Origin of the sequence: Streptosporangium sandarakinum, assembly GCF_013409935.1 — a bacterium.
GTDB classification, from domain to species: Bacteria; Actinomycetota; Actinomycetes; order Streptosporangiales; family Streptosporangiaceae; genus Streptosporangium; species Streptosporangium nondiastaticum.
The window spans coordinates 246,253-271,675 of sequence record NZ_JACCCO010000002.1; the positions used below are offsets into that span (position 1 = coordinate 246,253).

Annotated in this window: 22 protein-coding genes and 1 rRNA gene; 14 read left to right on the top strand and 9 right to left on the bottom strand. The window is 72.9% G+C overall.

The features are described 5' to 3' along the window. Nucleotides 1–8 precede the first annotated feature (8 nt). The gene (gene fdhF / locus HDA43_RS19820) at nucleotides 9–2,777 is read right to left on the bottom strand and encodes a formate dehydrogenase subunit alpha (RefSeq protein ID WP_312873449.1); all 2,769 of its coding nucleotides are present in this window, start codon (nucleotides 2,775–2,777) and stop codon (nucleotides 9–11) included. Beyond that, on the bottom strand, nucleotides 2,774–4,450 hold the full coding sequence (locus HDA43_RS19825) for an NAD(P)H-dependent oxidoreductase subunit E (RefSeq protein ID WP_179823882.1): 1,677 nt from the start codon (nucleotides 4,448–4,450) through the stop codon (nucleotides 2,774–2,776). The genes fdhF and HDA43_RS19825 overlap by 4 nt, the downstream gene beginning before the upstream one ends. A gap of 509 nt (nucleotides 4,451–4,959) precedes the next feature. On the opposite strand from HDA43_RS19825, the gene HDA43_RS19830 reads away from it, so the two are divergent. The 7 genes from HDA43_RS19830 to HDA43_RS19860 all read left to right on the top strand — a co-directional run bounded on the left by HDA43_RS19830 (nucleotide 4,960) and on the right by HDA43_RS19860 (nucleotide 11,572). Then, a complete protein-coding gene (locus HDA43_RS19830) occupies nucleotides 4,960–6,453 on the top strand; it encodes a bifunctional aminoglycoside phosphotransferase/ATP-binding protein (RefSeq protein ID WP_179823884.1) in 1,494 nt (497 codons plus the stop codon). Nucleotides 6,454–6,737: 284 nt separating this feature from the next. Beyond that, entirely contained in the window at nucleotides 6,738–7,379 is a 642-nt protein-coding gene (locus HDA43_RS19835; protein ID WP_179823889.1) for a CBS domain-containing protein, read from the top strand. Between the two features lie 455 nt (nucleotides 7,380–7,834). Next, nucleotides 7,835–9,259, top strand: coding sequence for an MFS transporter (locus tag HDA43_RS19840; RefSeq protein ID WP_179823891.1), 1,425 nt, complete (start codon nucleotides 7,835–7,837; stop codon nucleotides 9,257–9,259). Nucleotides 9,260–9,344: 85 nt separating this feature from the next. Beyond that, nucleotides 9,345–10,559 (top strand): cytochrome P450, encoded by a 1,215-nt coding sequence (locus HDA43_RS19845; RefSeq protein ID WP_179823893.1) that lies wholly within the window; start codon nucleotides 9,345–9,347, stop codon nucleotides 10,557–10,559. Between the two features lie 19 nt (nucleotides 10,560–10,578). Further along, complete coding sequence (locus HDA43_RS19850; protein WP_179823895.1) at nucleotides 10,579–10,776, top strand: ferredoxin; 198 nt, start codon at nucleotides 10,579–10,581, stop codon at nucleotides 10,774–10,776. Nucleotides 10,777–10,864: 88 nt separating this feature from the next. Beyond that, nucleotides 10,865–11,056 carry a hypothetical protein gene (locus tag HDA43_RS19855; protein ID WP_179823897.1) on the top strand — a complete coding sequence of 64 codons (192 nt, stop codon included), beginning with the start codon at nucleotides 10,865–10,867 and terminating at the stop codon, nucleotides 11,054–11,056. A 108-nt stretch (nucleotides 11,057–11,164) separates the two neighbouring features. Continuing rightward, nucleotides 11,165–11,572: a pyridoxamine 5'-phosphate oxidase family protein gene (locus HDA43_RS19860; protein WP_179823905.1), complete on the top strand. Its 408-nt coding sequence runs from the start codon at nucleotides 11,165–11,167 to the stop codon at nucleotides 11,570–11,572. Between the two features lie 217 nt (nucleotides 11,573–11,789). On the opposite strand, the gene HDA43_RS19865 is transcribed toward HDA43_RS19860, so the two are convergent. Next, a complete protein-coding gene (locus HDA43_RS19865; protein ID WP_179823906.1) occupies nucleotides 11,790–13,592 on the bottom strand; it encodes a sensor histidine kinase in 1,803 nt (600 codons plus the stop codon). A 270-nt stretch (nucleotides 13,593–13,862) separates the two neighbouring features. Between HDA43_RS19865 and HDA43_RS19870 the strand changes: the two genes are divergently transcribed. Next, on the top strand, nucleotides 13,863–14,090 hold the full coding sequence (locus HDA43_RS19870; RefSeq protein WP_376770523.1) for an alpha/beta fold hydrolase: 228 nt from the start codon (nucleotides 13,863–13,865) through the stop codon (nucleotides 14,088–14,090). 27 nt (nucleotides 14,091–14,117) lie between these two features. On the opposite strand, the gene HDA43_RS19875 is transcribed toward HDA43_RS19870, so the two are convergent. Both HDA43_RS19875 and HDA43_RS19880 read right to left on the bottom strand, forming a co-directional pair. Continuing rightward, on the bottom strand, nucleotides 14,118–14,267 hold the full coding sequence (locus HDA43_RS19875) for a hypothetical protein (RefSeq protein ID WP_179823908.1): 150 nt from the start codon (nucleotides 14,265–14,267) through the stop codon (nucleotides 14,118–14,120). A 23-nt stretch (nucleotides 14,268–14,290) separates the two neighbouring features. Continuing rightward, nucleotides 14,291–14,932, bottom strand: coding sequence for a TetR/AcrR family transcriptional regulator (locus tag HDA43_RS19880; RefSeq protein WP_179823910.1), 642 nt, complete (start codon nucleotides 14,930–14,932; stop codon nucleotides 14,291–14,293). Nucleotides 14,933–15,020: 88 nt separating this feature from the next. On the opposite strand from HDA43_RS19880, the gene HDA43_RS19885 reads away from it, so the two are divergent. The 3 genes from HDA43_RS19885 to HDA43_RS19895 all read left to right on the top strand — a co-directional run bounded on the left by HDA43_RS19885 (nucleotide 15,021) and on the right by HDA43_RS19895 (nucleotide 16,980). Then, nucleotides 15,021–15,386 (top strand): SgcJ/EcaC family oxidoreductase, encoded by a 366-nt coding sequence (locus tag HDA43_RS19885; protein ID WP_179823917.1) that lies wholly within the window; start codon nucleotides 15,021–15,023, stop codon nucleotides 15,384–15,386. 149 nt (nucleotides 15,387–15,535) lie between these two features. Further along, nucleotides 15,536–16,000, top strand: coding sequence for an NmrA family NAD(P)-binding protein (locus HDA43_RS19890; RefSeq protein ID WP_312873552.1), 465 nt, complete (start codon nucleotides 15,536–15,538; stop codon nucleotides 15,998–16,000). 278 nt (nucleotides 16,001–16,278) lie between these two features. Further along, the gene (locus HDA43_RS19895; protein ID WP_179823919.1) at nucleotides 16,279–16,980 is read left to right on the top strand and encodes a CBS domain-containing protein; all 702 of its coding nucleotides are present in this window, start codon (nucleotides 16,279–16,281) and stop codon (nucleotides 16,978–16,980) included. A 98-nt stretch (nucleotides 16,981–17,078) separates the two neighbouring features. Here HDA43_RS19895 and HDA43_RS19900 read toward each other — a convergent pair whose 3' ends face one another. From HDA43_RS19900 to HDA43_RS19910, 3 genes are all read right to left on the bottom strand, one after another. Continuing rightward, nucleotides 17,079–17,870, bottom strand: coding sequence for a CBS domain-containing protein (locus HDA43_RS19900; RefSeq protein ID WP_246424465.1), 792 nt, complete (start codon nucleotides 17,868–17,870; stop codon nucleotides 17,079–17,081). Between the two features lie 20 nt (nucleotides 17,871–17,890). Next, complete coding sequence (locus HDA43_RS19905; protein WP_179823921.1) at nucleotides 17,891–18,799, bottom strand: universal stress protein; 909 nt, start codon at nucleotides 18,797–18,799, stop codon at nucleotides 17,891–17,893. Between the two features lie 192 nt (nucleotides 18,800–18,991). Then, the gene (locus tag HDA43_RS19910; protein ID WP_312873452.1) at nucleotides 18,992–21,040 is read right to left on the bottom strand and encodes a family 10 glycosylhydrolase; all 2,049 of its coding nucleotides are present in this window, start codon (nucleotides 21,038–21,040) and stop codon (nucleotides 18,992–18,994) included. A 250-nt stretch (nucleotides 21,041–21,290) separates the two neighbouring features. Here HDA43_RS19910 and HDA43_RS19915 point away from each other — a divergent pair, with 250 nt between their 5' ends. From HDA43_RS19915 to mctP, 3 genes are all read left to right on the top strand, one after another. Next, nucleotides 21,291–22,829 carry a golvesin C-terminal-like domain-containing protein gene (locus HDA43_RS19915; RefSeq protein ID WP_179823923.1) on the top strand — a complete coding sequence of 513 codons (1,539 nt, stop codon included), beginning with the start codon at nucleotides 21,291–21,293 and terminating at the stop codon, nucleotides 22,827–22,829. Between the two features lie 421 nt (nucleotides 22,830–23,250). After that, nucleotides 23,251–23,466, top strand: a complete 216-nt coding sequence (locus HDA43_RS35200; RefSeq protein WP_312873453.1) for a DUF3311 domain-containing protein — start codon at nucleotides 23,251–23,253, stop codon at nucleotides 23,464–23,466. Nucleotides 23,467–23,470: 4 nt separating this feature from the next. Beyond that, nucleotides 23,471–25,060, top strand: coding sequence for a monocarboxylate uptake permease MctP (gene mctP / locus HDA43_RS19925; protein WP_179823927.1), 1,590 nt, complete (start codon nucleotides 23,471–23,473; stop codon nucleotides 25,058–25,060). Between the two features lie 183 nt (nucleotides 25,061–25,243). Here the strand turns inward: mctP and rrf are convergent. After that, nucleotides 25,244–25,360: ribosomal RNA gene (gene rrf / locus HDA43_RS19930) — 5S ribosomal RNA — on the bottom strand. Between the last annotated feature and the right edge of the window lie 63 nt (nucleotides 25,361–25,423).

Genomic DNA, 25,423 nt, shown 5'->3' on the forward strand with positions numbered 1-25,423 from the left:
CGGCCGTCTCAGCCGCCCCTGGCCAGCCGTACCGCCGTCACCTTGTACTCCGGGCACGACGTCACGGTGTCGGTGTGGTCGGAGGTGAGGGTGTTGACCCCGCTTCCGGGGAAGTGGAACGCGCAGAACACCTGCCCGGGGGGCACCTCGTCGGTGAGCCGCGCGAGCAGCGTGGCCCGGCCGTGCCGGCTCTCCACGACCACCGGCGCGCCGTCGGCGAGGCCGTGCCGGGCGGCGTCGGCCGGGTGCAGGTCGAGCCGGTCGCCGGGGTCCAGCAGGAGGTTGCCCGTACGGCGGGTCATGGTGCCGGAGTTGTAGTGCGCCCAGCGCCGCCCGGTGACCATGACCAGCGGGTAGCGGTCGTCCGGCGTCTCACCCGGCGGCAGGTACGGCGGGGCGGCCAGGCGGGCCAGACCGTCGGGGGTGGCGAACCGCTCCCGGTACAGGCGCGCCTCCCCGGGGGCGGCGGGGTCCGGGCACGGCCAGGGGACGGCGCCCTCGGCGTCCAGCCGCTCGTGCGACAGCCCGGCGAACAGCGGGGCCACCCGGGCGCATTCGGCCAGCGCGGCGGCCGGGGTGGGGCAGCCGAGGTCCGCGCCGAGCGCGGCGGCGACGGCGTGGATCACCGCGAAGTCGGACATGGCCTCCCCCGGTGGGTCGAGCGCGGGGCGGACCCGCTGGAAGCGGCGGTCGAAGTTGACGAAGGTGCCATCCTTCTCCAGCCACGACGTCACCGGCAGCACGACGTCGGCGCGGCGCGCGGTCTCCGACGGGAACAGCTCCTGGCAGATCACCAGCGGGCAGGCGTCGAGCGCCTCGGCGACCCGGCCCGCGTCCGGGTCGGTGGCGCAGACGTTCTCCCCCATGATCCACAGCGCCCGCAGCGTCCCGGCGCGGGCGGCGGCGAACATCTCCGGGATACGCATGCCCGGCCGTTCCGGGACCGGAGCGCCCCAGACGGCCCCGGCCCGCCGCCGGGCGGCCGGGTCGGTGACCCTGCCGTAGCCGGGCAGCGTGTCGGGCAGCGCACCCATGTCGGAGGCGCCCTGGACGTTGTTCTGGCCGCGCAGCGGGTTGATCCCGAAGCCGCGGCCGGTGCCGACCGCGCCGCGCAGGATCGCCAGGTTGGCCAGCGCCCGCACCCCGTCTGTGCCGTGCAGGTGCTCGGTGACGCCGAGGCCGTAGACGATCGCGGGGCGCTCGGCCCGGCCGTACAGGCGGGCGGCGGCCACCAGGTCGGCGGCCGGGACGCCGGTGAGGGCGGCCACCCGCTCCGGCGGGTAGCCGTCGAGGAGCACGGCCAGCTCCGGCAGGCCGGCGGCGCGCCGCCGCAGGAACTCCTCGTCGATCATCCCCTCGGTCAGCAGGACGTGCGCCAGCCCGTGGAACAGGGCGACGTTGGTTCCGGGGCGGGGCCGCAGGTGCACGTCGGCGTGGCGGGCCAGCCCGACGGTCCGCGGGTCGGCGACGACCAGCCGCGTCCCCCGCTCCAGGACCTGCCGCAGCAGCCGGGCGCCGGCCACCGGGTGGGCCTCGGCCGGGTTGGCGCCGGCCAGCAGCAGGCAGTCGGCGCGCTCGACGTCCTCGAAGGCGTCGGTGCCGCCGGGCAGGCCCAGGGAGGCGGTCAGCCCGGCCGCCGAGGGCGAGTGGCACAGCCGGGAGCAGTTGTCGATGTTGTTGGTGCCGAGGACGACCCGCATGAGCTTCTGCAGCAGGTAGTTCTCCTCGTTGGTGGCCCGCGCCGAGGAGATCGCCGCCACCGCGCCGGGGCCGCCCCCGGCGACGGCGGCCCGCAGTCCCCGGGCGACGCGGTCGAGCGCCTCGGCCCAGGTGACCTCCTCCAGGCGGCCGTCGCGGCGCAGCAGCGGCCGGGTGAGACGGTCCGGTGAGCGCAGGAAGCCGTGGGCGAAGCGGCCCTTGACGCAGGCGTGGCCGCGGTTGACCGGGCCGTTTCGGTCGGGCAGCACGGCCGCCACCTCGCCGTCGCGGGTCAGCACTTCCAGCGAGCAGCCGACGCCGCAGTAGCCGCAGGTGGTGCGGGTGCGCGCGGTCACCGCCGCCCGGCCGCCGAGCGGCAGGCCGGGCTCGGTGAGCGCGCCGGTGGGGCAGGTGTCGACGCAGCCGCCGCAGGCCACGCAGTCGGAGTCGATCCACGGCCCGCCCGTTCCCGGGGCGACGACCGTGGCGGCGCCGCGGCCGGTCAGCGTGAGGGCGAAGGTGCCCTGGACCTCGGCGCACATGCCCACGCACCGGCCGCAGGCGATACACAGGTCGCGGTCGAGGCGGACGTAGGGGTGGCTGTCGTCCCGCCCGCGCCCGCCCGGCGCGCGGGCGGCCTCCGGCCCGACGCCGAGCGCCCGGCACGCCCCGGCCAGCTCGCTGTCGGCGTCGCCGGCCAGGGCGCGCGGCGGCAGGCCCGCCACGATCAGCTCCACGGCCTCGCGGCGCAGCCCCGTCATCTCGCCCGAGGCGACCTCCACGGAGGCGCCGCCGGCCGCCGGGGTCACGCAGGCGGCCACGACGTGCCCGCCGGCCCGCACCAGGCAGGTACGGCAGGAGCCGGCCGGTGACAGGCGGTCGTCGTGGCACAGCGCGGGCAGCGTCGCCGGCCCGACCCCGGCGGCGCGCGCCGCGTCCAGCAGCGAGGCGTCCTCGCCCACCTGGACGACGACACCGTCCACCGCGATCTTCACCGCCGCCGCCCCGGGGGCCGTACCGGAGCCCGTCCCGGGGGCCGCCGCCCGGGGGCTCTTCGCCCGCGGCGGGCCGGGGCTCACGGGTCCCACCCTTCGAGGCGGTCGCCGTAGGCGCGGGCGAGGCTGCGCACGGCGGCGGGGACCCGGCGGCCGAAGGCGCACAGGCTGGCCTGATCCATCACCCGCAGCAGCCGCGCGTACTCCTCGCCGGGCGGCCCGCCGTACCCGGCGATCTCCAGGCCGCGGCGGGAGCCGACGCGGCAGGGCGAGCAGGCGCCGCAGCTCTCGGCGGCGGCGAAGGCCCACACGTGGCGCAGCACGTCGCGCGGGGCCGGGCGCCGGTCGAAGGCGACCAGGCCGGCGTGCCCGAGCGCGGCGCCGCGGGCGGCCAGATCCGCCTCGGTCAGCGGCACGTCCAGCCGGTCGGGGGCCAGGAAGCCGCCCAGCGGACCTCCGACCTGCAGGGCGGCGAGCTCCGCGCCGTCGCGCAGGCCGCCGCCCAGTTCGGTGACGATGCGCGACAGCGGCGTGCCCAACTCGACCTCGTGGCAGCCGGGGCGGGCGAACCGCTCCGACAGGCAGACCAGCTTCGTGCCGGTCTCGGCCGGGGTGCCGCGGCGGGCGTAGGCGGCGCCGCCCCGGCGCACGATCCACGGCACGGCGGCGAGCGTCTCGATGTTGCCGACCACGGTCGGGTCGCCCCACAGCCCCTCCTGGACCGGGTACGGCGGGCGGGGCCGGGCGCAGCCGCGCTCCCCCTCCAGCCCGGCGATGAGGGCGGTCTCCTCCCCCGCGACGTAGGAGCCGGCTCCCGCGACGACGTGGACGTCGAGGCCGGCGCCGGTGCCGTGGACGTCGAGACCCAGGTGCCCGGCGGCGTGGGCCCGGTCCACCGCGGCCCGCATCGCGGCCAGCGCCAGGGGGTACTCCGAGCGCACCAGCACCACGGCCCGGCGGGCGCCGCAGGCGAAGCAGGCCAGCGCGATCCCCTCCAGCACCCGGTCGGGGTCGGACTCCATCAGCAGCCGGTCGGCGTAGGAGCCCGGGTCCCCCTCGTCGCCGTTGGCCACGACCACGGTGGCGGGCGAGCCGCCCGCGGCGGCCCACTTGGCGGCCACCGGGAACCCGGCGCCGCCCCGCCCGCGCAGCCCGGAGGCGGCCACCTCGGCGGCCACCCGCGCGGGGTCGCCCTCCCGTACCACCCGGGGCCACACCTGCCAGGCGGTCTCCCCGCCGGTGATCCCGGCCAGCACGACCGGGTCTCCGGTGGCGTCGGCGACCGGGATCGACGGCGCCCGCGGCGGCACCCGGCCGGAGAGCTGGGCGGCGAGGCCGGGGCCGGTACACGGGACGTCGCCGTCGAGGCAGGCGGGGCCCGCGTAGCAGTAGCCGAGGCAGCGCACCCCCTGCAGCGAGACCTCGCCGTCCGGGGTGACGCCGTCCACGGCGACGCCGAGCGTCTCCTCCACCTCGGTCAGGTGGCGGCCCGCGTCGGCGGCGAAGCAGGCGGCCGCCGTGCAGACCCGCACGTGGCGACGGCCGTGCGGGACGGCGAGGTCTGCGTAGAAGGTCGCGGGGCCCAGGCCGGCCGCGGCCGGCAGACCGAAGACGCGGGCCGTCTCCGGGGCCCACGCCGCCGGGCCGCCCGGCGCGGTGGCGGCGGCCCCGGCCAGCGAGTCGATCAGCCGGGCACCGGGACGCCCGCGCCGGTCGGCCAGCGCGCGGAAGGCGTCCCAGCGGGCGACCGCGTTCATAGACCCATGATGAACCCGGCCGGTTCGCTCCCCTCGTGCCATGGGAGTACCGCGATGGGACTTTTGCCGCTTCTCTACCGTCTCTCGCACACCACCGGCCCGCACGGTCCGGTCCGGGCGCCGCGAGGAGTCCCCCGGCCGCGGACCCGTGACCCCGGGAGGGAGCGGGGCCCGCCCGGGGTCACGGGTCCGCGGGGCGGCTGTCAGGCGGCGGCAGGTCGGGGCCGCGCGCCGTTGACGGTCAGCACCACCTCGATGTTGCCGTGCGCTGCGTTGGAGCAGGGGCACACCCGGTGCGTCGCCTCGATCAGGTCGGCGGCTTGGGCGGGGCCGGCGATGCGTACCCGTTCCGGTGACGCCCACCTGCGCTTTTCCGCCTCCGAACGCCGCCCGGCCGCGTCGGGAGGCGCGGGCGGGGGTAAGGGACGGGCATCGGGGACGTCCGCCCCACCGCGCGGGGCCGGGCGGCGCCGGCCGGGCGGCCGGACCGGGACGCGGAGGCGTGATCGATGGAACCGTGGGCGCAGGTCAGGGAGACGCACTCCGGCGTCGTGATCCTCCTCGGGGATCGCGCCGTCAAGCTCAAGAAGCCGGTGGATCTCGGCTTCCTCGACTTCACCTCCGTCGAAGCCCGGCGGGCCGTCTGCCAGGAGGAGGTGGAGCTCAACCGGCGGCTGGCCCCGGACGTCTACGAGGGGGTCGCCGACGTGGTCGGCCCCGACGGGCGGGTCTGCGAGCACCTCGTCGTGATGCGGCGCATGCCCGAGGAGCGGCGGCTGTCGGCGCTGGTCCGGGCGGGTGAGCCGGTCGACGACCACCTGCGCCGGATCGCCAGGGCGCTCGCCGGCATGCACGGCCGGGCCCGCCGCGACCCGCGGATCGATCGGGAGGGCGGCGTGGCGGCGCTGCGCTCGCGGTGGACGGCGAGTTTCGGCCAGGTCAGGGCGCTGCCCGAGCAGGTGGTCGGCGCCCCGGCGCTGGACGAGATCGAACAGCGCACGCTGCGCTTCCTCGACGGCCGCGGCCCCCTGTTCGCCGCCCGCGTCGCCGACGGCAGGATCGTGGACGGCCACGGCGACCTGCTCGCCGAGGACGTCTTCTGCCTGGACGACGGGCCGCGGATCCTCGACTGCCTGGAGTTCGACGAGCGGCTGCGCTTCCTCGACGGCCTGGACGACGCGGCCTTCCTCGCCATGGACCTGGAACGGCTGGGCGCGCCCCGGGCGGCCGAGCTGTTCCTGCACTGGTACACCGAGTTCTCCGGCGACCCCGCCCCGCCCACGCTGTGGCACCACTACGTCGCCTACCGTGCCTTCGTCCGCGTCAAGGTGGCCTGCCTGCGGCACGCCCAGCACGACCCCGACGCGGCGCGCCAGGCCCGTGAGCTCGCCGGCCTCACGCTGCGTCACCTGCGGGCCGGCGCGGTGCCGCTGATCCTCGTCGGCGGGACGCCCGGCACCGGCAAGACGACCCTGGCCGCGGCCATCGCCGACCGGCTCGGCGTGACGCTGCTGAGCAGCGACCGCGTCCGCAAGGAGCTGGCCGGCGTCACTCCCGAGCGGTCCGCCGCCGCCCCCTTCGGTGAGGGCGTCTACGACCGTGAGCACACCGAACGCGTCTACGGCGAGCTGCTGGCGCGGGCCGGCAGGCTGTTGCGTAACGGCGAGCCGGTCGTCCTCGACGCCTCCTGGACCGACGCCGCGCACCGGGCGGCGGCCGGGGCCGTCGCCGACGACGCGTCCAGCGAGCTGTTCGCGCTGCGCTGCACCGCCCCGCCCCAGGTGGTCGCCGACCGGCTCGCGAGCCGTACCGGGGGGATCTCGGACGCCGGTCCGGAGATCGCGGCGGAGCTGGCGGCGCGGGCCGCGCCGTGGCCCGGCGCGGTCGGGATCGACACCGGCGTCCCGCTGGAACGGTCGCTCGAACGGGCGCTGGCGGTGATCGGCCCCGCCCCGGAGCCGTCCTCCGTACGGTTCCACCGCCCCCTCCTGGAGCCCGGGTGAGCGCGGGCATCGCGGCGGCCACCGCCCCGGTCTCCGTCCCGATATCCGTCCGGACCGGAGTGTTTCCGTGCGAGGCGGGTGGTTTCCGCGCCGCGGACCGAACAGGGCCGACAGTCCCTGACAAAAAGGGCATTTAGCCTCTAGGGGCCGGCCACCCGCGCGCCCAGTCTTCTGGGTGTGAGGTGAGTCAGTTCTTCGCATGCGCCGTCCGTACCGTCGCCTCACACGTGCGGGCCGGGATCCTTCGCGGGCGCCCGCCCCGTCCGGGCGGGGCTGGAGGCACCATGTGCGTCAACGTCGGAGACGTCATGACCCAGAAGGTGATCTCGGTCCGCGAGGACGCCTGCTTCAAGCAGATCGCCGCGATGTTCGTCGCCCACACGGTCGGCGCCGTACCGGTGCTGAACGACGAGGGCCGGGTGACCGGCGTCGTCTCCGAGTCCGACCTGCTGCGCGCGGAGCCGGAGGGTCCGCCCGGGACCGCGGCCTGGGACGGCGACCGCCGCGCGGGCCGGTGCAACCTCGCCCGGCGGCTGATGTCCTCCCCCGCGATCACCGTCCGGGAGACCGCGCCGCTGGCGGACGCCTGCCGCCTGATGCGCGACCACCGCGTCAAGCGACTGCCGGTGGTGGACCGTCTGGGCCGGCTGGTGGGCATCGTCAGCCGCCGCGACCTGCTGAAGCCGTTCGTCCGGCCGGATCGGGACATCGAGCGCGAGGTCCGCCGGAACGTCCTGACCCGCTCGCTGTGGATGGACACCTCGCGGGTGCGTGTCTCCGTCAGGAACGGCGTGGTGACGCTGAGCGGCACGATGACCCTGCGCGGCGACACCCGGACCGCCCTGACGATGACGCTACGGGTCGACGGCGTCGTCGGCGTGATCGACGAACTGCTGTGGGACCGGGACAACGTGCCCGTCCGGTAGGGCCCTTAGCGCCGGTCCCGCGGATCCCCTCGCCCGCCGCGGCCGTCCAGGCGGGCCAGGGTCTCGGCGTAGCCGGTGCGGGTGGTGGGCGTCCCATCCGATCCGAGGCACCGCAGCTCAGCGCCACCCCGTACCTCAGGTTGACGAGACAGGGCATCTTCGCCGACGGCGAGTGGGGGCGAGGTTCCTCCGCGGCTTGAAGCTTTTCCTCCATCGGCCCAGCGCCGTGGGCGACACGCGGCGGAAAGCTTCCGGGAACGGTTCAACGACAGCCTTGAAGTCATGAGTGCTGACTACGACGAACAGCCCGGCGGCGCGGGGCCCGCCATCGACACATTCGTCCCGCTGCCGTGCTACGGACCGGCCGTGGCGCGGCGCCGCTCCTCGGCCGCGGGCGGCGGGTCCGAACCTGGGGAGGCGCAAGGCGGGCCTCAGCGCATCGTGAAGGTGAGCGCATGAACCTGCCCTCCGACCCGCCCGCGTGGCGGGAGTTGCTGGGCCGGGAGCATCTCGGCGCGGCGATCGTGCTGGCCGGCGGAGTGCTGGTCGGTGCGATCAACATCTACCTGGCGGCGAGCCTGCTGCCGACCGCGGTGGCCGACCTCGGCGGCGCGAGTTTCTACGCCTGGAACATGACGGTCTATCTCGTCGCCATGGTGGTCGCGACGACGCTCACCGGCCGGTTGCTGTCCCGATGGGGGAACGTCGGCGCCTATGTCCTCGGTTTCGCCACGTTCACCGCGGGCTCGCTGGCCTGCGCGCTGAGCCCGGCGATGGCGGTGCTGCTGATCTCCCGGGGCGTGCAGGGGCTCGGGGCCGGGTTGTTGTCCGGGCTGGGATTCGCCGTCATCCGGGCGGCGCTGCCGGCCCGGCTGTGGACGCGCGGCGCGGCGCTGATGTCGGCGATGTACGGCGTGGGGAACTTCGCCGGTCCGGCGCTCGGCGGACTGTTCGCCCAGTTCGGGTCGTGGCGGCCGGCGTTCGGGGTGATGGCCGTGATCGCGGCCGGATGCGGCGAGATGGTGCCCCGTGTGCTGCCGCGCGGCGAACGCGGCGGGATACGGGTGGCGATTCCGGCTGGGTCGCTGCTGCTGGTCATGGCCGCCGCCGGCGCGGTGAGCGTGACGGGGGTGGTGACGGGCACGCTCGCGAAGGCGGCCGGTATCGGGGTGGCGCTGCTGCTGGTGGCCGGGTTCATCGTGCATGAGCGGCGCAGCGAGTTGCGGGTCCTCCCGCGGACGACGTACCGGCGGGATTCGTCGTTGAAGTGGGTGTACCTGACGCTGGGGCTGCTGGCCTTCGGCGTCGCGGTCGAGTCGTTCCTGCCGCTGTTCGGCCAGCGGCTGGCCGGGTTGCCGCCCGTCGTGGCGGGGTTCTTCGCGGCGGCCATCTCGCTCGGCTGGTCGGTGACGCAGATCGGCAGCTCGTCGGTGACCGGGGAGCGTACGGTGCGCCGGCTGCGCGTATTCGGCCCGATCCTGCTCGCGCTCGGTCTGTTCGTCCAGGGGCTGTTGCAGCGCGCGGACACGCCGATCTGGCTGGTGCTGGTCTGGGTACCGGTGTTGTTCGTCGCCGGGGCGGGGATCGGCCTGGCCTACCCGCACCTGTCGGTGGCCGCGATGTCCAGCACCTCCGATCCGGAGGAAGGCGGGCGGGCGGCGGCGGCGATCGCCACCGTGACGAGCCTGGCGATCGCGTTCGGCACCGCGGTGGCCGGGATCCTGGTCAACCTGGCCGGCGACTCGATGCTGGACGCGGCACGGTACGTGCCGTTCGGGCTCGCGATCATCTGCGCCATCGGCGCTCTGACCGCACACGCCGCCGGTCGCACGAGCCGGACGAAGCCCGCCGATCAAGCCCCGCTTCACCAAGGATCGTGATCCGATGCCCGGCTCAGGACCTCGATCCCCTGGCCGGCACACGCCCGACATCATCGCCGACCGCAATGCGAGACAAGGAGATCTCATGGCTGACGACCTGTCAGAGGCGCAGATGTTCCCGATGGCCCGTGCGGCGCGGTGTCCGTTCGATCCGGCACCGGAGCTGCGCCGCCTGATCGAAGAGGCGCCGGTTTCACGCGTGAGACTGTGGGACGGCAGCACTCCCTGGGCGGTCACCCGTTACGAGGACGCCCGTGCGGTGCTCGCCGACCCGCGCGTCAGCGTCGACGTCGCGGAACCCGGCTTCCCGCACACCAATGCGGTGAGCAAGGCACGCGACGCGCAGATGAAGACGCTGATGCAGATGGACGCGCCGGAGCACATCGCGCAGCGACGGCTCATGACCGCAGACTTCAGGATCAGGAAAATGGAGGCGCTGCGGCCCAGAATTCAGCGGATCGTCGATGACCTCATCGACGAGATGCTGGCCGGCCCGAACCCGGCCGACCTGGTGGAGGCGATCGCGCTGCCGGTTCCCACGCTGGTGATCTGCGAACTGCTGGGAGTGCCCTACGCCGACCGCGCCTTCTTCCAGCGCGTGGCGGGCGCGCTGGTCATGGATGAGGGCGACCCCGCACAGGCCATGGCCGCCGGCGAGGAACTGAACGTCTACCTGGACGCCCTGGTGGAGGCGAAGAACGCCGAACCGGGCGACGACATCCTCAGCAGGCTGGCCGTCGAACAGTATCGCAGCGGCGCGATGACCCGGCGGGAGATCTCCACGATGGGTCAGCTCCTGCTGGTGGCCGGGCATGACACCACCGCGAACATGATCGCGCTGGGTACGGCCGCCCTGCTGGCGCACCCGGCGCAGCTGGCAGCGGTCCGCGACGGGGATCCCGGGCTGGTGGCAGGCGCCGTCGAAGAACTTCTGCGCTACCTGTCCATCACCCACACCGAGGCCCGGCGCGTCGCGCGGGAGGACCTCGAGATCGGCGGCCGGCTGATCCGCAAGGGGGAGGGCATCATCGTGGTGAAGAGCATCGCCAACCGCGACCCGTCGGCCTTCGCCGCCCCCGACGCCCTCGATGTCCACCGCGGGGCCCGCCACCACATCGCCTTCGGATACGGCGCCCACCAGTGTCTGGGCCAGCCCTTGGCCCGGGTGGAACTGCAGGTCGTCTACGGCACCCTCTACCGGCGTATCCCGACGCTGGCCCTGGCCGTGCCGCTGGAGCACCTGACGTTCAAGCACCACGCCGTCTTCTACGGCGTCCGCGAACTGCCCGTCACCTGGTGAGCCGAGAAGGAGAGAACAGATGAAGGTCACCGTCGACCAAGACGCCTGCGCCGGTTCGGGGCAATGCGTCCTCATCGCCCCCGACACGTTCGACCAGCGTGACGAGGACGGCATCGTCACGCTCCTCCACGACAGCCCGCGACCGGGGCTGCAGGAGGACGTTCGTGAGGCCGCCCGCATCTGCCCGGCTCTGGCCATCCGGCTGACCATGTCGTGAACCGGCTTTCTCGCATCGTGGTCGCAGGGCTTCGCCGGCCGGTCCGACCGCCGCCGAGGCCCTGCGCCGCAACGGGTTCGCCGGTTCCTTGACCCCGGTCGGACAGGAGCGGCGGCCGCCCTACGATCGGCCGCCGCCGTCCAGGCAGATCCTGCGTGGCACGTGGGACCCCGACCGGGTGACGCTGCGCCGTCACGACGACCTCGCCACCCTGGGCGCGGACCGGCTGCCGGGCCGCACCGCCATCGCCCTCGACGCCGCTGATCCGCCGGTTCGGTGACCACGTGGCGCGGTGGGGCCGAAGGTCCGTACGGCACGGGGCCATGGTCCGCGAGAAGGGGACCTTCTCCCCTCAACCGCCGGGGCCTTCCTCGACGAAGCTTCAGGTATGGACATCGACTCGATCCGGCCGCACACGCTCTCCCGGGAGGAGTGCGTGAGGCTGCTGTCGTCGGCGCTGATCGGCCGGATCGTCTTCACCGACCGCGCCCTTCCCGCGGTGGAGCCGGTCGACTTCTACGTCGACGGCGGGAAGATCGTGATCTGCACCGACTCCTCCTCCAAGGTGGCCGCCGCCACCCGGGACACCGTGGTGGCCTTCGAGGCGGACGACTTCGACACCGACGCCCGCACCGGCTGGTCGGTCACCGCCGTGGGGCGGACCCGGACCGTCCGTGACCCCGATGAGGTCACCCGGCTGACCGGGCTGCCGCTGACGGCGTGGACCACGGGCTGCGGGGACCACTTCATCGTGCTCCACATCGAGCGGATCTCCGGCCGACGCGTCCACCGTTAGCGGCGCCGCCGGGGGCGCGCAGGCCGACGGCGGCCCCCGGCAGAGAAGCTCGGGGCGCGCAGGCCGACGGCGGACCTTCGGCAGAGAAGCTCGGGGCACGCAGGCCGACGGCGGACCTCCGGCAGAGGAGTTCGAACGGCGCGTCGGCCGGGCGACCGCAACCCGGTACGCCGTGACGACCCGCGGCGGGTCCACCGTTCTTCGGCCCGCCACGCGCTCAGCCCAGCGGAACGCTCCAGGTGAGCCGGGTGCCGCCGCCGGGCGGGACATCGACGTGGAAGGCGCCGCCCAGCCGGTCGGCGCGTTCCCGCAGGTTGCGCAGGCCGCTGCAGCGGCCGTCGGCCGGAAGGCCGACGCCGTCGTCCTCGACGAGGAGGGTCAGCCGATCACCGGCGAGCCCGGCGTGCACGCCGACGCGGGTGGCCTTGGCGTGGCGGACCACGTTGGACAGCGCCTCGCGCAGTACGGCCAGCAGGTGGTCGCCGATCTCGGGCGGGACCCCGCTGTCCAGGGGGCCGTCCATGATCAGGGCGGGCCGGAAGCCCAGGTGCGCGCCGGCGTCCTCGACCAGCGTGGTGATCCGCCCGCGCAGCCCTCCGGTGTCGCCGCCGTCGGGGCTCTGCAGGGCGAAGATGGTCGAGCGGATCTGCCGGATGGTGCTGTCGAGTTCGTCGATGGCGTTCTGCACCCGAGTGGCGGCCTGGGGCCGCTCGATCAGCGGCACCGCGCTCATCAGCGTCATCGCGACCGCGAACAGGCGCTGGATGACCACGTCGTGCAGGTCCTTGGCGATGCGGTCGCGGTCCTCCAGCAGGCCGAGGCGCTCGGCGTGGATGCGGCTCTCAGCCAGCTCCAGCGCGATCGCCGCCTGCCCGGCGAAGGCGTGCAGGGTGCGCAGCTCGACCTGGCTGAACGGGATGCGGCCGGGGCGCTTGGCCAGCGACAGCACCCCGCGCACCGTGCCGGCCGCGCCGATCGGCACCGCCGCGGCCGGTCCGGGCGCCGCCGGGTCGGCCCTGCCCGGCAGGGAGCCGCCGACGGGGTCGGTCACCATGAACGGCTCGCCGGAGGCGAACGCCTGCCCGGCCAGCGAGTCGGACACGAGGGTGGACGCGCCCACCCTCGGGCACAGCCGTCCGCCGGCGTGGCCGCCGCACTCGTCCGGCGTTCCCGGTGCGTCCCGGCCGCCTTCTGCGGCGTCCGAAGCGTCCGGGCCGCCCGGGACGTCCGTTGCGGCGCCGGGGCCCTCGGCGATGACCACCCGCAGCCGGCGGCCGTCGCCGTCCGGCAGCAGCACCGCCACCGCGTCGGCGCCCGCCATCCGCCGCGCCCGCCCGGCGATCAGCGTCAGCACCTCGGTGGGCTCGGCGCCCGACAGCAGGGCGGTGGTGACGTCGGAGGACGCCTGCAGCCACACCTCCCGGCGGCGGGTCTCCTCGTACAGGCGGGCGTTCTCGATGGCGACGCCGGCCGCGGTGGCCAGCGCCACCACGATCGCCTCGTCCTCCTCGTCGAACTCCCCGCCGCCGCGCTTCTCGGTGAGGTAGAGGTTGCCGAACACCTCCTCGCGGATCCGGATCGGCACCCCCAGGAAGGAGCCCATCGGCGGGTGGCCGGGCGGGAAGCCGTAGGACTCGGAGTGGTCGGCGATGTTGGCCAGCCGTACCGGGCACGGGTCCTTGATGAGCAGGCCCAGCAGGCCCAGGCCGTGCGGCCAGTGCTCGATCCGGGCGATCTCCTCCTCGCTCAGCCCCACCGGGAGGAACTGTACGAGCGTGTTCTCCTCGCCCACCACGCCCAGCGCGCCGTAGCGGGCGTCCACCAGCGTCGCGGCGGTCTCCACGATCCGCCGCAGCACCGTCTCCAGGTCGAGGTCGCTGCCCACCGACACGACCGCGTTCAGCAGGGCCTGCATGCGGTCGCGGGTGGCCAGCACCGCCTCCAGCCGCACCTGCAGCTCCGCCAGCAGCTCGTCCAGCCGCATGTGTGGAGTCAGGACATATGGCGCAACATCTGCCATACATATCAGTTTCCCCACGAAATACGTATTGCACCCACACCGGCAGAGGTGTTGGCAAGAACCGTGACACCGGCCGCCAAATAAAGGAGAGACACCCGCGTCCACCGCTCCGCCCAGCTCCAGCCTCGGCCGCGTGGTGCGCGGCACCGGCCCCGGCCCGCTGCCCGCCCATGGTGCCGGCGGCGGCATAGACGCCGACTACGGTCCCATCCTGGACACCCTGGCCGCCCAGCGATCCCGCCGGGCACGCTGGGGCACCTCGACCTGCTCATCGACCACGTCGACGTACGGGCTGATCTCGCCGCGCTCACGGTGCCGACCCTCGTCATCTCCACCACGCTCGACCAGCTCGTCACCCCGCACCACCACTGGCAGCTCAGCAACGCCATCCCCGGGACGCGCCACACCGAGATCCCAACCGGGCATCTACCATTCATCGAGCGGCCCGAGCGGTGGGGCGCCCTCATCCGCGATTCCCTCCGCGACAGCCGCACCTGACGGCGGCCCCGCACCCGCATCGGGCGCTCATCCCGGCTGGGCCGTCGGCGGCATCCCGGCGAGTGCCGACAGCCCGCCCTCGCGCAGCGCGTCGCGGATCGTGGCGTTCGGGGCGTTCCGCAGGTGCCCGGCGAGCAGGCCGGGGACATCGATGGCCGCCGGCTGGCCGGCGGCCACCTGCTCCCGGTCCTCGGCCGCCCCTACTGGCTCGACCAGCGGCCGGTGAAGAGCTCCTTGCCCGGCGGCGAACCTGGCAACGGGTCATGCCCCGGCCGCAACCCGTCGAGCGCTATCGCGATCAGCCGTCGGCGAGCCTCGGCGGCGGCGGGCAGCAGGTCGTCCCTGCCCTGCTTGCGAAGCTGATCGACCACCGGGGAACGGCCGAACTGCTCGATGAGCAGCGAGATGTCGACCGCGGTCACATCCCTGCGGAGGACGCCGGCCTCGTGCGCTCGCCGCACCAGCTCGTCGAACAGCTCATCGCCGCGGCGGGACTTGGCGCCCATCTCCTGGGTCACCTCGATGGCACCGGCGATGGGCCCCAGCGAGCCCTGCCCGAACTCGACGCAGCCACAGACGAATGCCGCCAGGCCCATCCACGGATCGGGATCAGCCAGGCCCTGCTCGGCCGCCTCGTTCCAGTGGTCGAGGGACAGCACACTGAGCCGCTGGAACAGCTCTTCCTTCGTCTTGTAACGGCGGTAAAGACTGCCGATGCCGATGCCCGCCCGGGCGGCGATGGCGGCGACGGAGGCGTGCGCCCCGTCTTCGGCGAGCACATCCCGAGCGGCCTGGAGCAGTGCGCGGTCGTTGCGTTCCGTGATGTCTTTACGCGTGATCATCACCACACACCTTACCAGTTGCGGAGTGATTCGCTCCGGCATGGTCTCGACGCGGAGCGAAACGCTCCGCCATTTGAGGAGATACGACATGAGCTCCGATATCGAGGCGATCGAGCAGGTCGTCCGCGCCGCCGAAGAGTTGCAGAGCGACGTGACCGGTTTCACCGGGCTGCTGACCGAGGAGGTGACCCTGGTCAACTTCACCGGGACCCGCCTGCGCGGCCGCGAGCAGGTCAAGAAGGTCATGGCCGAGGCGCTGCGCACCCCGCTGAAGGACGTGCTGACCAAGAACGAACTGCTCGACGTCACGTTCCTGCGGCCGGACGTGGCGCTGGCCGGCCTGATCAAGCACGTCAACGACGGCCGCACGGGAGCGCTGACGTTCGTGCTGGTCAAAGACGGCGGCATCTGGCGGATCGCGCTGGCCCAGACCACCCCGGTGGTGAAGCCATGAGTGTGGCTCTGGTCATCGGTGCCACCGGCCGGCAAGGCGGCGCCACCGCACGTCACCTGCTGAGCCGCGGCTGACAGGTCCGCGCCCTGGTCCGCGACCCGGAGAGCCCCGCCGCGCGCCGCCTGGCCGGCGCCGAGCGGCGCACTGGAATCGAGCATTTCGAGAGCAAGGCGGCAATCGAGTCCTACATCCGGGCTCTGGGGTTGCCCGCGACCATCCTGCGGCCGGTGTTCTTCATGGACAACCTGCTGCACTACGCCGACGCCGCGGGCGAACGGGTGATGGAGCTCCCGGTGCTCCCCGACCGGCCGATGCAGCTGATCGCCACCGACGACATCGGCCGTATCGCCGCGCATGTCATCGACCACCGGGACGACTACCTGGGCAGGGAACTCGAGATCGCCGGTGACGAGCTGACCTTCTCCCAGGTGGCCGGAATCTACGAGAAGCTCACCGGAGTGCCGACGCACCTCGTCCCCCTGCCGGTCGAGGGCAGGATGTTCGAGTGGTTCGCAGAGAGCGGCTACCAGGCCGACCTCGCTGAGCTGCGCGACCACTTTCCCGGCTTGCTCACTTTCCAGAACTGGCTCGGCGGGCAGGTCAGCAAGATGTGATCCGGCCGGCCGGGGCGGGCACCGACGCCTGCGCCACCCCTGTCGTCGGGGCCGCCCTCATCGCCGGTCATGCCCGGCCGCCGTCGCCCGGCCGCTATTTAAGATCAGCTATTTGGCGGCCGGCGTCACGGCTCCTGCCGACACTCCCGGTACACGGTGATTCTCCCCGGTGGCCGAAGGTCCCCGTCGTTGAGGACCTCCGGCCGCTGCCCGGCGGGCCCCCGCGGCGGTGTGATGAGAGATGCGAGCGGCACGGGAAGTCCGGAGGAGGTCCGGCCATGCACGTGAAGGTCAAGGACGTCATGACGACGGAGGTGGCGTCGGTCAACGGCTCCACCCCGTTCAAGGACGTGGCGGAGGTGCTCATCGCCCACGGTGTGAGCGCGGCCCCAGTGGTGGACGCCGAGGGGTACGTCGTCGGCGTCGTCTCGGAGGCGGATCTGCTGCGGAAGGAGGAGTTCAGGGAGCGCTACTACCGCGAGGGCTACCAGCCGCCGCTGCGCTCCAGGCTGCGCGACCGCCTGAGCACCAAGGGCGGGGACGGCCGGGCCAAGGCCCGCGGCGACACCGCCGCCGAGCTGATGACGGCCCCCGCGGTCACCGTACGGGCGCACGCCTCGATCGTCTCGGCGATGCGGCTGATGGAGGAGCACGGGATCAAGAGGCTGCCCGTGGTGGACGCCGAGGGCGTCCTCCAGGGCATCGTCAGCCGCCACGACCTGCTGAGGGTCTTCGTCCGCGACGACGCCGACATCGCCGAGGAGGTGCGCCGGGACATCCTCGACCGCACCCTGTGGGCCGAGCCCAGCACCGTCTCCGCCACGGTCCATCAGGGCGTCGTCACCCTGACCGGGCGCATGCACCGGCGTAGCGACGCCCGCCTGGCGACACGGATGGTCCAGCGGGTCAACGGGGTGGTCGACGTGGTGGACGAGCTGCGGTGGACCCTGGACGACACCCCGGCCTGGAGCGGCCGGTAGCCACGCGCTCCGCGGGGGCCGCCGGGACGGATCACCCGCCCGGACCGGCGGGCCCCGCCGGAGCCGCTCCTTCCGTGCCCGGTCCTCCGGGGTCGCGCTCAGTCCTCCGGGGCCGTCCTCGCCAGGGTGGCCCGGCCGGTTCCGGCCGCCTCCGCCGGGCGGTCCGCGGGTTCGCCGGTCAGGTCGTCGGCCAGGTCGTCGTGGTCGTAGGTGACGTCGATCCGCAGATCGACGACGCCGTCCGCCTGCTGCGCGGCCTCGGCCAGCCTGGCGATCTGCGACCGCCTGGCCAGTCTCCCCTGGATGCGGACCACGCCGGCGTCCACCGAGATCGTGAGCGTACGGGGGTCCAGCCGCAGCCGGGCCACGGCCGCCGCCACGTCGGCCAGGACCTCCGGCGCCCGCCGGGCGAAGATCCTCAGCAGGTCGGCCTGGTGCACGGTCCCGGCGATCCGGCCGCTGACGGCGTCGATCACCGGTAGCTGCCTTACCCCGTTGACGTGCATCAGGAGGGCCGCCTCCCGGATGGAGGTCTCTCCCACGACCGTGGGCGCCGGGCTGGCCATGAGCTCCTCGGCGGTCATCTCCATGATCCTCCGGCGGTCCGGATGCCGCCCGCCGCCCGCGGGCGCCTCCTCGCCGCGCGGAAAACCCTCCCCGCCGCGCGGAAGGTCCGCCTCACCGGGCGAGAGGTCCGTATCACCGGACGGGAGGCCGGTCCCGCCGGGCAGCAGGTCGTCCTCCGACACCGTGCCGACCGGACGCCCGTCGGCGTTCACCACCGCGACGGCGTCCACCTTGAAACGGCGCATGGTCGCGACGAGCTCGGCGAACGTCGCGTCGCGCTGGACCGCGATGGCCACCCTGCCCATGACGTCCTTGACCCGCATGACCATGGTCTCCTCCCAACCTAGTCGGCCCCGGCACGCGCGACCCCGGCGGGCGCGACGTCCTCCTCCTCCCGAAGGGCCGGCACCGGGACGACCGCGACGGCGCACGCGCTGCGCTGGAGGATCGACCTGGTGACCGAGCCCAGCCGCCCGTACCCGCGCGCCCCGCCGACCACCACCAGGCTCGCCTCCCTGGAGAGGTCGGCGAGGACGTCCTTCGGCGGCCCGGCGACGCCGTGGATCCGGACGGCCACCTCCGGGTGCCTGAACTGCCACGGCCGCAGCCGCTCGGCCATCTCGCCCTCGGTCGTCTTCGCGACGGTCCCCGGCTCGGTCGTCGGCGGCCCCTGCGACAGCCACGACGCCGGCTGGAGGGAGACGCCCCGTACCGCCACCAGGCTGAGCTGCCGCACGTCCGCCTCGCCGAAGGCGAACCCGATCGCCTCGTCGCGCGTGTCCGCGGCCATGCCCAGGACCACGGCTCCCCGGCGCAGCGGCACGGGGATCGGGCCGGGACCGCGCACCACGACCACCGGGCAGCACGCGTGCGCCGCGACGTAGCCGGCGACCGACCCCAGGACCGTCCTGGCCAGGGCGCCCATGCCACGCGATCCGACCACGACCAGCTCGGCGCGGGCCGACAGCTCCACCAGCCGCTCGGCGGCGGGCCCCTCGTACAGGTCGGCGGTCACCTCGGCGATCGAACTGCACGAGCGGGCGCAGTCGGCGCCGTGGTACAGCACGTGTTCGGCCGCCTTGCGCAGGTGGAGCTTCGCCTCCTCCTCGGCCTGGCCGTACGGCCAGCGCCAGGCGTGGGCCACCCTCAGCGGCAACTGCCGCAGCTCCGCCTCGTCCATCGCCCACTCCAGGGCCTGCATGGAGAAGTCCGAGCCGTCGTAGCCGACGACCACCTCGCGGGTCTCGGTCATCCTTCTCACCCCCTCCCATGGTCGGGAGGGGGGCCTCGGGAACGGCAGGGCGGAAGGTCCCACCGGCGTGGGACCTTCCGCCCTCGTCCTCCGCCCGCGCGGGCGGCCCCGTCACGGGCCGCCCCGCGGTCCGGCGTCGTTCCCCGTTCCCCGCCCGCGCGGACGGTCCCTCACTCCCGTCCGCGCGGCTCCTCAGAGCTTGGTGACGCGGACGGCGTCGGCGATGACGTAGCCGGTGCCGGCGGTCCAGCGGCTCACGCCGACGACGTTGTAGGTGCCGGCGTTGAGGGAGAAGGTGCCGATGCTGCGCCATGCTCCGCCGCCGGAGCGCTGGTCGACGTAGACGGTCTGGTTGCCGCCGGAGGTGGCCACGATGTACGGCGCGGAGCTGTTGTAGCCCGCGTCGGCCGGGTACCACACCTCGACCTTGTAGCTTCCGGCGCTGGGGATGCCCGCCTGGTACCAGGCCACGTCGCTGGAGGAGACGGGGTCGGCGAACCGGTAGTCGGCGCCGTAGCGCTGGCCGGAGTAGGTGGAGGTGCCCCAGCTGGAACCCGCGGTGAACCCGGGGCCGGAGTTGTCGACGATCACGCTGAACTGGCCGGACCCGCTGCCGGTGACCACCTTGCCCGCGCTGGGCCCGCCCTCGGTGTGCAGGCGGTCCAGGGCGGTCACGTAGTAGGTGTAGGCGGAACCGGCCGCCGCGCCGGCGTCGGTGAAGGACGTCGCGCGGGTGGTGCCGACCAGGTTGCGGGCGTCGGCGAAGAAGCACGGGTCGGCCGCGCTCTGCGAGCCGTCCACCCGGTAGACCGCGTACGAGACCGGGGTGCCGGTGCCGCCGCGCTGCCATGACAGCGCCACCCCGCCGGTCCCCCGGGTCGCCGAGGTGATCGAGGGGCCGGCCGGCGCGGTGCCGGCGCCGTACGCGGGCACCAGGGCGGGCTTCGAGTAGTGGGCGGCCACCAGCGTGGAGACGGCGCCGATCCGGTCCGCCCTGACGTCCTTGGCGCTGAAGAAGACGTCGCCGAGCACCTCGGGGTGCTGGCGGTTGTAGGTGAGGTGGTCGCTGAGCTCGCCGGGCCGCTGCCAGGCCGCGCTCTCGCCGGACGCCCCGGCCCGGTAGGCGGCCTGGCCGACGAACAGCTGGACGCCGGTGCCCCGGACCGTGCCGGCCCACCAGGCGGTGAGCGTCTTGTAGTCGGCCACGTTGTAGCCGATGTTCCAGTAGATCTGCGGCGCGATGTAGTCGACCCAGCCCTGCTTCACCCACAGCCGGGTGTCGGCGTAGATGGCGTCGTAGGACTGCATGCCGGAGGTCTGCGAACCCAGCGGGTCGGTCGAGGCGTTGCGCCAGATGCCGAACGGGCTGACGCCGAACTTCACCCACGACTTGGCCGCGTGGATCCGCTGGTCCAGCTCCTTGACCAGGAGGTTGACGTTGTCGCGGCGCCAGTCGGCGATGTTGGCGAAGCCGCCGCCGTACTGGGCGTAGGCGGCCGCGTCGGGGATCGTCTCACCGCTGGCCGGATAGGGGTAGAAGTAGTCGTCGAGGTGCACGCCGTCGATGTCGTACCTGGTGACGGCGTCCATGACGGCGTCCTCGATGAAGTCGCGGACCACCGGGATCCCCGGGTTGTAGTAGAGCTTGCCGCCGTAGGCGAACCTCCAGTCGGGGTGCTGGCGGGCCGGGTGGGTGGACACCAGGCGGGTGGGGTCGGCGTGGTTGGCGATCCGGTACGGGTTGAACCACGCGTGGAACTCCAGGTTCCGGGCGTGCGCCTCGCTGACCATGAACGCCAGGGGGTCGTAGCCGGGGTTTCCGCCCTGGGTTCCGGTCAGCCACTGCGACCAGGGCTCGTACGGCGAGGGCCAGAACGCGTCGGCCGTCGGCCGGATCTGCACGACGACGGCGTTCATGCGCTTCTGCACCGCGAGGTCCAGCCAGGCGCGGAACTCGGCCTGCTGCGCCGAGGCGCTCAGGCCGGTCCGGCTCGGCCAGTCGATGTTGGCCACGCTGGCCACCCACATCGCGCGGAGCTGGCGTTTGGGGGTCGCGGGGTCGGTGGCGCAGGCGGCGAGGGCGGTGGCGGTGGCGGTGTGCGCCGTCCGCGGGGTGGTCACGGCGGCGGTGGCGGCGGTCGTGGGGGTGAAGGCGAAGGTGAGGGCGAGGGCGAGGGCCGTCGCGGCAATGCGGCCGAGGGCGGCGAGCCGCCGCTTGCGGCCCGCTCGAGGCGTCGTCACAGAAAAGAAGTTTCAGACCAATCCCCCGAAAGCGCAATAGTCTTCATCACCCCTCCGCGGGGCCGGGAACGGGCGGGACGAGTCCAAAGATTTTGGAACGTGCCAGAGCAAAGATGCCTGAATCAGGCAAGCCGAACATTCGGCGAAGACGGAAATCTTCTTCTAACTCGCCAGTAATGTCAATTATCGACATTTGTCAGATAAAGGCCGTACTGTGCAGCCGTTGGCACCCCCCAATCAAGGAGCGACAATGACGCTCACCCGTGCCCGGTCAGCAGCCACAGCCGCCGGCTTACTCTCCACCCTCCTGATCTTCGGAGGTCATCCGGCATCCGCCGCCCCGACCACCCCGGCCGCGTCCGAGGGGCCCATGGCCGCCGCGTTCGCCCGCGCCGCCGCAACCTACGACGTCCCGCGCGACCTGCTCGTCGCGCTCGCCTACTCCGAGACCCACCTCGACGGACACGGCGGCGCGCCGAGCGCGAGCGGCGGCTACGGCGTGATGCACCTGGTCAGCAACCCCGCCGCGCACAGCCTGGAGAAGGCCGCCCAGATCACCGGCCAGCCGGCGAGGACGCTGCGCGGGGACGACGCCGCCAACATCCTCGGCGGCGCCGCGGTGCTGCGGTCCTACGCCGACGAGATCGGCCTCGACGCCGCCGCCCGCAAGGACGCCGGCCGCTGGTACGGCGCCGTCGCCAAGTACGGCAACGCCTCCACCCCCGAGGTCGCCCGGCTGTACGCCGACACCGTCTACAACTTCCTCGGCACCGGCATCGACACGCCCAAGGTCAAGGTCGCCCCGCAGGAGGTCACCGCCGACCGCGGCGAGTACGCCAAGGCCGCCGACCTCAACGCGCCGGCCAACACGCTGGCCGCCAGCGCCGACTACCCGGCCGCGTCCTGGGTGGCCGCCAGCTCCAGCAACTACACCGCCTCCAGCCGCCCGTCGAGCTACGCCATCGACCGGGTCGTCATCCACGTGACCCAGGGCTCCTACGCCGGCTCGATCTCGTGGTTCCAGAACCCCAGCGCCCAGGTCTCGGCGCACTACGTGATCCGCTCCTCCGACGGCGCCGTCACCCAGATGGTCCGCGAGAAGGACGTCGCCTGGCACGCCGGGAACTGGACCTACAACACCCGGTCCGTCGGCATCGAGCACGAGGGCTACGTCAGCGACGCCTCCTGGTTCACCGACGCGATGTACCGCTCCTCGGCCGCGCTGACCCGCGCGATCTGCGACAAGTACGGCATCCCCAAGGATCGCTCCCACATCATCGGGCACAATGAGGTGCCCGGCGCCACGCACACCGACCCCGGCACGTACTGGAACTGGACCAAGTACATGCAGTACGTGACCGGCAGCGGCGGCGGCACCGCCTGGTCGGCCACCGTGGACAACACCACCGCCGGGAAGTTCACCGCCAGCGCCAACTGGGGCACCTCCACCTACTCCGGCCAGCGCTACGGCGCCGACTACCGGTTCGCCGACCCCGTCTCCTCCAGCGACGTGGCCTGGTACCAGGCGAGCATCCCCAGCGCCGGAAGCTACAAGGTCGAGGTGTGGTACCCGGCCGACGCGGGCTACAACAGCTCCGCGCCGTACATCGTGGCCACCTCCGGCGGCAACCAGACCGTCTACGTCGACCAGCGCTCCGGCGGCGGAGCATGGCGCAGCATCGGCACCTTCTCCCTCAACGCCGGCACCTACAACGTCGTCGGCGTGAGCCGCTGGACCGCCGGCACCGGCTACGTCATCGCCGACGCCGTCCGCGTCACCAAGCTCTGACCTCGGACGCACCATCCGGCACCGGGTACGGCTCGCACCTCCGCGGAGGCGCGAGCCGTACGCGCGTCCCCGACCGACCGCGCCTGGAAGCGCACCGGAACGGGCGCCGATGATCTCCGAACCGCGCCTGGAAGCGCACCGGAAACGGCGCCGATGATCCCGGCATCCCCGGGGCCCGGCGTCAAGAAGGCAGGGCGTGGAATGCGGCGACCGGCGTGCCCCCGTCGCCGAACGGACCGGCTCGGGCGAGCCGCGCGGCGATGCCGCAGGTGACACCGAGGATGATCGCCGGGGCTACCGCTCGCCGCGCCGACCGGCCCACTCGGCGCTGGATGACCGCAGCAGGCGGACCCCGTAATTACGCTGCCGCTCAGCCGAAGGGGCCGGCCGCCCCGCCAGCCCCTCTCCAGTCCTAGGAGATGTGTTGACCACTCCCGGAAAGGATCGCAGCGATCGCAGTCCGTGGAACTGGCTGTTGATTGTACCGATCGTCCTGCCTTTGTTGCCATTTCTCTTCAACGCCGACGGGCCCCGGCTCTTCGGCTTCCCCCGCTTCTACTGGCTCCAGCTCGCGTTCATCGTGGTCGGCGTCACCTGCACCACGATCGTCTACCAGATGACCAAGCGGAAGCGGTGAGCCGATGAGCGAACACCTGACCGAGATCATCATCTTCACCTTCCTGTTCCTGCTGGTCAGCGGCATGGGCTTCGTGGCCGCGCGCTGGCGGCGCCCCAACGACCTGGCCACGCTCGACGAGTGGGGACTGGGCGGCCGGAGCTTCGGCTCGTGGATCACCTGGTTCCTGGTCGGCGGCGACCTCTACACCGCGTACACCTTCGTCGCGGTGCCAGCGCTGCTGTGGGGAGCCGGGGCCACCGGTTTCTTCGCCGTGCCGTACACGATCGTGGTCTACCCCATCGTGTTCCTCGTGCTGGTCCGGCTCTGGTCGGTCTCGCACGTCCACGGCTTCGTCACCCCGGCCGACTTCGTCCGGGCGCGGTTCGACTCCCCCACCCTCGCGCTGCTGATCGCCGTCACCGGCATCGTCGCGACGATGCCCTACATCGCGCTGCAGCTCGTCGGCATCGAGGCCGTGCTCAAGACGATGGGCGTGACCGGCCACCTGCCGATCATCATCGCGTTCGCCATCCTGGCCGCCTACACCTACCAGTCGGGCCTGCGCGCCCCGGCGCTGATCGCCTTCGTCAAGGACACGCTGATCTACCTGGTGATCATCGTCGCGGTCATCGTCATCCCGGCGAAGCTGGGCGGCTGGGACGGGATCTTCGACGCGGCCAAGGCCAAGTTCGACGCCTCCCCGGCACCTGGTGACGGTCCCCTCCTCAACGCCAACAACCAGCTCCAGTACGTCACGCTGGCGCTGGGCTCGGCGCTCGCGCTGTTCCTCTACCCGCACAGCGTCACCGGTGTGCTGGCGTCCAGGAACCGCGACGTGATCAAACGGAACATGTCCGCGCTGCCCGCCTACAGCCTGCTGCTCGGCCTGATCGCACTGCTCGGCTACATGGCCATCGCCGCCGGGGTCAAGCCCATCGGCACCGACAACAACACGATCGTCCCGCAGCTCTTCGACAAGATGTTCCCCGACTGGTTCGCCGGGGTCGCCTACGCCGCCGTCGGCATCGGCGCGCTGGTCCCCGCCGCGATCATGTCGATCGCGGCCGCGAACCTGTTCACCCGCAACATCTACCGCGAATACCTGAAGCGGGACGCCACCGACGCCGACGAGGCCCGCGTCTCGAAGATCACCTCGCTGCTCGTCAAGGTCGGCGCGGTGCTGTGCATCCTGTTCCTGGACACCGGCTTCTCCATCGACCTGCAGCTCATCGGCGGCGTCATCATCCTGCAGACCCTTCCGGCCGTGGCGCTCGGCCTCTACACCCGCTGGTTCCACCGGGCCGGCCTGATCGCCGGCTGGATCGCCGGAATGGCGGCCGGGATGATCATGCTCTACAACATCTCCAACCCCGCCACCGGCAAGATGCACTTCGCCGGATCGGCGTTCCCGCTGGAGCAGCTGGGCTTCGACACCAAGATGACCGTCTACGCGGGCATCCTGGCGTTGCTCGTCAACCTGGCCGTCGCGGTCATCGGCACGTTCGTCGCCCGGGGCGCCAGGCTCGGCGAAGGGAACGACGTCACCCAGCCCGACCACTACTTCGCCGACGAGGGTGACCCCCGGGTCAAGGAGCTCGACCTCACCCACTGACCTACGAGAGCGGGAAAAGCCCGGGAAACCGGAAACCACAGAGACCGGGAAACCGGGAACCGCGGAGGCCCGGGAGGCCCGGAACCGCAGAGAGCGGGAACCACTGAGGCCGGGAAAAGCTCGGGAAATGCGGAAAGGGCCGCTCTCCTGGTGAAACCAGGGGGCGGCCCTCTCCAAAAGATTGTCCGGCGGCGACCTACTCTCCCACACCGTCCCCGGTGCAGTACCATCGGCGCTGAAGAGCTTAACTTCCGGGTTCGGAATGTAACCGGGTGTTTCCCCTTCGCCATAACCGCCGTAACACTATGAAACACACAAACACGCGCACCCAACCCGAAAACCAGTCCCGGGGGTGCAGACGGT

Bases quoted from the DNA above. Each gene is read 5' to 3' on its own strand.
- HDA43_RS19850 (WP_179823895.1), top strand. From the start codon at position 10,579: ATGAAGGTCACCGTCGACCAAGACGCCTGCGCCGGTTCGGGGCAATGC.
- HDA43_RS19835 (WP_179823889.1), top strand. From the start codon at position 6,738: ATGTGCGTCAACGTCGGAGACGTCATGACCCAGAAGGTGATCTCGGTC.
- HDA43_RS19845 (WP_179823893.1), top strand. From the start codon at position 9,345: ATGGCTGACGACCTGTCAGAGGCGCAGATGTTCCCGATGGCCCGTGCG.
- HDA43_RS19840 (WP_179823891.1), top strand. From the start codon at position 7,835: ATGAACCTGCCCTCCGACCCGCCCGCGTGGCGGGAGTTGCTGGGCCGG.
- HDA43_RS19880 (WP_179823910.1), bottom strand. From the start codon at position 14,932: ATGATCACGCGTAAAGACATCACGGAACGCAACGACCGCGCACTGCTC.
- HDA43_RS19865 (WP_179823906.1), bottom strand. From the start codon at position 13,592: ATGGCAGATGTTGCGCCATATGTCCTGACTCCACACATGCGGCTGGAC.
- mctP (WP_179823927.1), top strand. From the start codon at position 23,471: ATGAGCGAACACCTGACCGAGATCATCATCTTCACCTTCCTGTTCCTG.
- HDA43_RS19900 (WP_246424465.1), bottom strand. From the start codon at position 17,870: ATGCGGGTCAAGGACGTCATGGGCAGGGTGGCCATCGCGGTCCAGCGC.
- HDA43_RS19905 (WP_179823921.1), bottom strand. From the start codon at position 18,799: ATGACCGAGACCCGCGAGGTGGTCGTCGGCTACGACGGCTCGGACTTC.
- HDA43_RS19895 (WP_179823919.1), top strand. From the start codon at position 16,279: ATGCACGTGAAGGTCAAGGACGTCATGACGACGGAGGTGGCGTCGGTC.
- HDA43_RS19915 (WP_179823923.1), top strand. From the start codon at position 21,291: ATGACGCTCACCCGTGCCCGGTCAGCAGCCACAGCCGCCGGCTTACTC.
- HDA43_RS19885 (WP_179823917.1), top strand. From the start codon at position 15,021: ATGAGCTCCGATATCGAGGCGATCGAGCAGGTCGTCCGCGCCGCCGAA.
- HDA43_RS19830 (WP_179823884.1), top strand. From the start codon at position 4,960: ATGGAACCGTGGGCGCAGGTCAGGGAGACGCACTCCGGCGTCGTGATC.
- HDA43_RS19825 (WP_179823882.1), bottom strand. From the start codon at position 4,450: ATGAACGCGGTCGCCCGCTGGGACGCCTTCCGCGCGCTGGCCGACCGG.
- HDA43_RS19860 (WP_179823905.1), top strand. From the start codon at position 11,165: ATGGACATCGACTCGATCCGGCCGCACACGCTCTCCCGGGAGGAGTGC.